This window comes from Streptomyces sp. NRRL S-455 (assembly GCF_000717875.1).
GTDB lineage: Bacteria > Actinomycetota > Actinomycetes > Streptomycetales > Streptomycetaceae > Streptomyces.
In genome coordinates this window covers 1-6,154 of sequence record NZ_JOCT01000055.1, presented here as the reverse complement: position 1 = coordinate 6,154, position 6,154 = coordinate 1, and the positions used below count along the sequence as shown (strand labels likewise).

General features: G+C 72.7%; 2 protein-coding genes and 1 pseudogene. All 3 read left to right on the top strand.

Annotated features, from left to right (window positions below):
* Nucleotides 1-5,026 (top strand): non-ribosomal peptide synthetase (locus IE97_RS0137700; RefSeq protein WP_037845423.1); only part of this gene is annotated, 5,026 nt, incomplete at its 5' end.
* Nucleotides 5,023-5,676, top strand: a pseudogene (locus tag IE97_RS43380) (condensation domain-containing protein); the annotation flags it as partial. The gene IE97_RS0137700 and the pseudogene IE97_RS43380, both read left to right, overlap by 4 nt.
* Nucleotides 5,677-5,797: 121 nt before the next feature.
* Nucleotides 5,798-6,154: condensation domain-containing protein (locus IE97_RS43375; protein WP_234331901.1), on the top strand; the 357-nt coding region annotated here is incomplete at its 3' end.

The following is a 6,154-nucleotide window of genomic DNA, read 5'->3' as shown; positions in this document are numbered from 1 at the left end:
GGCCATCGTCACCCTCGACGCCCTCCCCCTCACCCCCAACGGCAAACTCGACCGCAAAGCCCTCCCCGCCCCCGACTACACCGCAAAATCAGCAGGCCGAGCCCCACGCAACCCCCGCGAGGAAATCCTCTGCGCCCTCTACGCCGAGGTTCTGGGCGTCGACCGAGTCACCATCGACGACAACTTCTTCGACCTGGGCGGACACTCCCTCCTCGCCACCCGCCTCGTCAGCCGTGTCCGCACGGCGCTGGGGGTCGAGCTGTCCGTACGGCAGTTCTTCGAGACGCCCACCATCGCCGGGGTCTCCGGGGCGCTCGACGGGGCCGACCGTGCCCGCACCGCGCTCACCGCACAGGCCCGGCCCGAGCGGATCCCCCTCTCCTACGCCCAGCAGCGGCTGTGGTTCCTCCACCAGCTCGAAGGACCCACCCCCACCTACAACATCCCCACCGCCCTCCGCCTGACCGGCACCCTCGACCAGGACGCCCTGCACCACGCCCTGCGCGACCTCGTCGCCCGCCACGAAAGCCTCCGCACCACCTACGCCGAGGACGAGCACGGGCCCCGGCAGGTCATCCACGCGTACGCGCCCGAGCTCCTTCCGCTGACCGTGGTCGACGTCGACGGCGATGAGGACGGGCTCGACGCGAAGCTCTCGGAAGCCGCCCATCACGCCTTCGATCTGGCGGCCGGCATTCCCGTACGGGCAACCCTGTTCAGGGTGTCCGAGCAGGTGCACGTCCTGCTGCTGCTCATCCACCACATCGCCACCGACGCCTGGTCCCGCACCCCCCTGGCCCAGGACTTCGCCGCCGCCTACACGGCGCGGTGCGCGGGCGACGCGCCCGGCTGGAAGCCGCTGCCGGTCCAGTACGCCGACTACGCCCTGTGGCAGAAGGAGGTCCTCGGCGACGACGCCGACGCGGACAGCATCGCGGGCAGGCAACTCACCTACTGGAAGGACGTGCTCGCCGGGCTCCCCGAGCAGCTCGACCTGCCCACGGACCGGCCCCGCCCCGCTGTCGCCGGCCAGGCGGGCGACCGCGTCGGGTTCACGCTCGGTGCGGAACTGCACGGCCGGTTGACCGAGTTGGCGCGTACCACGCACACCAGCACGTTCATGGTGGTGCAGGCCGCGCTCGCGACCCTGCTCACCAGGCTCGGCGCGGGCGAGGACATTCCGATCGGGACGCCGGTCGCCGGGCGCACGGACGACGCGACGGAGAACCTCATCGGCTTCTTCGTCAACACGCTCGTCCTGCGCACCGACACCAGCGGCAACCCCACCTTCCAGGAGCTCCTGGAGCACACGCGGCGCGCCGACCTGGCCGCCTACGCCCACCAGGATCTGCCCTTCGAGCGGCTCGTCGAGGCGCTCAACCCGGCTCGTACGCTGGCGCACCACCCGCTCTTCCAGGTGATGCTCGTCCTGAGCACGGCGGAGACGGACCCGGATGCCTCGCTCGGCCTGCCGGGGCTGCGGGTCACCGCGGAGCGCAGCAGGCTCGGCGCGGCCAAGGTCGACCTCGCCTTCGCCCTCGCGGAGACGCGGGACGGCGAGGGCCGGAGCACCGGGCTGACCGGCGCCCTGGACTTCCGGACCGATCTGTTCGACAGGTCGACGGCGCGGTCCCTGGTGGAGCGGTTCGTACGGACGCTGGAAGAGGTCACCGCCGACCCGGGCGTGCGGCTCTCCGAGGTGGGCATCCTGGGCGAGGCCGAGCGGCGCCGGCTGCTCGGCGAGGGAACCGCCACCACGCTGGAGAGCCTGGACGCGACGCTGCCCGAGCTGTTCGCGGCGCAGGTGGCCCGCACACCCGACGCGCCGGCCGCGGTGCAGGGCGCGACGAGCGTGTCGTACGCCGAACTCGACGCCCGTGCGCACCGGTTGGCGCGTCTCCTGCGCCAGGAGGGGGTGCGGCCGGGGACCCCGGTGGTCATGCTGATGGAGCGGTCCCTGACGCACGTCGTGGCCACCTTGGCCATCGCCAAGGCGGGCGGCGCGTATGTGCCGCTCCACGACACCTATCCGCTGGACCGAATGCGCTACGTCGTGGCGGACACCGCCGCCACGCTGATCCTCGCCGACCGTGCGGAGGCCGCTCGGGCCGGGGAGCTGGGTGCCCGGCTCCTGGTGGTGGACGAGTACGGTGCCCCGTCCGACGCACGGCACGACGGCGAGCTGAGCGTGGGGCTGCACCCGCAGGACCTGGCGTATGTGATGTACACGTCCGGATCCACCGGGCTGCCGAAGGGTGTGGCCGTCACCCAGCGCGGAGTCGTGGACCTCGTCCGTGACCACTGCTGGCGGCCCGGCACGCACGAGCGGGTGCTGCTGCACGCCCCGCACGCGTTCGACGTGTCCTGCTACGAGATGTGGGTGCCCCTGGTCTCCGGCGGGACGGTCGTCGTGGCGCCGCCCGGGCATCTGGACGCCGCCGCGATCACCGAGCTGATCTCCGCCCACGACATCACCGCGATCCACCTCACCGCGGGCTTCTTCCGGGTCATCGCCGAGGAGGCTCCGGAGTGCTTCGCCGGGGTGCGGGAGGTGTTGACCGGTGGTGACGTGGTCTCGCCGGCCGCGGTCGCCCGGGTTCTGGAACACGCTCCGGACACGGTGCTGCGCCACCTGTACGGGCCGACGGAGACGACGCTGTGCGTGACGCAGCACGAGGTCAGGGCGCCGTACGCGGCGCGGGGCACACTGCCGATCGGGCGGCCGACGGGGAACACCCGGGCGTACGTCCTCGACCGGTACCTCCAGCCGGTTCCCGCGGGCGTGCCGGGAGAGCTGTTCATCTCCGGCAGCGGCCTGGCGCGCGGCTATCTGCACCGCTCCGACCTGACCTGCGAGCGGTTCGTCGCCGATCCGTTCGGCGGGTCGGGCGAGCGGATGTACCGCACGGGTGACCTGGTGCGCTACAACCCGGCGGGCGAGCTGGAGTACCTGGCGCGCGCCGACGACCAGGTGAAGATCCGCGGCTTCCGCGTGGAGCTCGGCGAGATCGAGACGGTCCTCGCGACCCGGTCCGAACTGGCCCAGGCCGCCGTCGTCGTCCGGGAGGACCGGCCCGGTGACCGGCGCCTGACCGGCTACGTGGTGGCGGCGGAGGGCCGGACCGGCGAGGTGGACACGGACGGGCTGCGCGCCTTCGTGCGCCAGGCCCTGCCCGACTACATGGTGCCGTCGGCGTTCGTCGTCCTCGACGCCCTGCCGCTGACCGCGAACGGCAAGCTGGACCGCAAGGCGCTGCCCGCCCCCGACTACGCCGCGGGGTCCACCGGGCGGGCCGCCCGCACACCCGTCGAGGAGCTGCTGTGCACGCTCTTCGCCGAGGTGCTGGGCCTGCCGACGGTCGGGGTCGACGACGGGTTCTTCGATCTGGGCGGCGACAGCATCCTGTCCATCCAGCTCGTCAGCAGGGCCCGTGCGGCGGGGCTCCCCCTCGCCGTCCGCGATGTCTTCGAGCACCAGTCGACGGCTCAGCTCGCCGAGGCGCTCGGCAGCCGGGAGGACGTCACCGCGTCGGAGGTCGCCGAGGTCGACCCCTACGGCCCCGTCCCGCTGACGCCCGTGATGGCGCGGATCGCCGAACTGGGTCTCGGCGGCGACGACTTCAACCAGTCCGTCGTGGTGTCCCTGCCTTCCGCGCTGGACGCGGGCCGCCTGGCCGGCGCCCTCCAGAAGGTGCTCGACCACCATGACGCGCTGCGGCTGCTCGTCCGCCCCGACGGGACCACGGAGGTCCGCAGGCCGGGCACCGTGTCGGCCGCGGAGATCCTCGACGTCGTCGAAGCAGCCGACTCCGCCGACGACATCGAGGGCCTGGTCACCGGGCCGGCGTGCGCCGCGCGGGACCGCCTCGCGCCCGCCCGCGGCCGCATGTTCCAGGCGGTCAGGATCGACCGGGGGGCCGGGCAGGACGGACTGCTGATCCTGGTCGCCCACCACCTGGTGGTCGACTCGGTGACGTGGAGCATCCTCGTACCGGACCTCGCGGCGGCGTACGGGGGTGCCGAACTCGCCCCCGTCGGTACCTCGTGGCGGCAGTGGGCCACCTCGTTGGAGAGGCTCGCCACCGACCCGCGCGTCGAGGCCGAGACGGCCCACTGGGAGACCACGCTCGCCAGGGAGACCACCCTCGCCGGGGAGGCCGCGCTGCGGGTGGACCGCGAACGCGACGTCCAGGGCCGGTCGGGGCGTCTCAGCCTCGACCTGCCGGCCGCGACGACCGAGGCACTGCTCACGCAGGTTCCCGTCAGCGTCAACGCGAGCGTGAACGATGTCCTGCTGACCGCCTTCGCGCTCGCCGTCGCCGAGTGGCGGCGTGTCCGCGGCGAGGACGCCGACGCGCCCGTCGTGGTCGACCTGGAGAGCCACGGACGCCACGAGGATGCCGTGCCGGGTGCCGAACTCAGCCGTACCGCGGGCTGGTTCACCGCCCTCCACCCGGTGCGGCTCGCGCCTGACGTCGCCGACTGGACCCGGCTGCGCCAGGACGGCGACGCCCTGCGCGACAGTCTCAAGCAGATCAAGGAGCAACTGCGCGCCGTGCCGGGCGACGGCATCGGTTACGGCCTGCTGCGCCACCTCAACCCCACCGCGGGCCCCCGCCTCGCCCGGCTGCCCGAGCCCGAGTTCGGATTCAACTACCTCGGGCGCCGCACCACTTCGGCGTCGGGGACTCCGGAGCCGTGGACCGTGATCGGCGGCGGAGTCGCGGCCTCGCGCCCCACGGCGCCGATGGCCCACGCGGTGGAGATCAGCGCGGTCGCGTACGAAGGGGAGAACGGCCCCCAGCTGCGCGCCGACTGGACCTATGCACGTCGCCTGGTCCCCGACCAGGACGCCCGGCAGCTGGCCGGGCACTGGTTCCGGGCTCTCGCAGCCCTGGTAGAGCACGCCGGCCGCCCCGGTGCGGGTGGCCTGACCCCGTCCGACGTGACACTCGACTCGCTCAGTCAGTCCGAGATCGAGGAGTTCGAGTCCGACCTTGAGTCCGAGTGGGAGATTGAGCAGTGAGTCAGCAACCGTCTCGTTCGCGTGGCAAGATCGAGGACATCCTTCCGCTCTCCCCGCTGCAAGAGGGCTTCGTGTTCCTCGGGCTGCTCCACAGCGAGGGACCCGACCTCTACGTGGGCCAGGTCGCGTTCGAGCTGGAGGGCTTCTACGACGGGGACCGCATGCGCGCCGCGGCGCAGGCCCTGCTGCGGCGGCACGCCAACCTGCGCGCCGGGTTCCGCCAGCGCAAGAACGGCGCCTGGGCACAGCTCGTCCTCCAGGACGTCGAACTTCCTTGGCAAGACGTCGACTTGACGGACCGACCCGAGCAGGAGAGCCGTGCGGAGGCCGACCGGCTCGCAGCTGAGGACCGCGCACGCCGGTTCGACCTGGGCCGCCCGCCGCTTCTGCGGTTCACGGCGATACGCCTGTCCGGGGACCGGGTCCGGCTGGTGATGACGAACCATCACATCGTGCTCGACGGCTGGTCGATGCCGGTGCTGCTGCGCGAACTGATGACGCTGTACGCCGCTGCGGGCGAGCCCTCCTCGCTGCCCCGGGTCCGTCCGTACCGCGACTACCTCACCTGGCTCGACGCCCGTGACCGGGACGCCGCCCGGGAGGCCTGGCAGCAGTCCCTCGCCGGCCTCGACGAGGCCACCCTGCTCGCCCCGGACGCCGCGGTGGCCTCGGCCGCGCCCGAGCACGTCTCCTTCACCCTGGACCCCGCCGTCAGCGGCCCGCCGCCTGCAGGCCGAACAGACCCGCCTCCTGGACCACCAGTGGGCCGGTCTGGCCGACATCCAGCGCTGGGCCGGACACGGCGAACTCTTCGACACAGCCATGGTCTTCCAGAACTACCCGGTCGAGGAGGGCGACCTCGCGGCCCCGACGGACACCGAGCGGCTCCGGGTCGCGTCGGCGGACATCAAGGGCGGCACGCACTTCGCGGTGAACGTCGTCGCGACGATGCGCGGCGCCGAGCTGTCCTTCCGCGTCGACTACCGCCCCGACCTCTACGACGCGGAGTACGCCCGCGACTTCGGCCGACGGATGGTGCGGGTCCTGGAGACGCTGGTCTCCGACGCCGACCTGCCCGTCGGACGACTCGACACCCTCGACCCCGTCGAGCGGGAGCGGGTGCTGGTG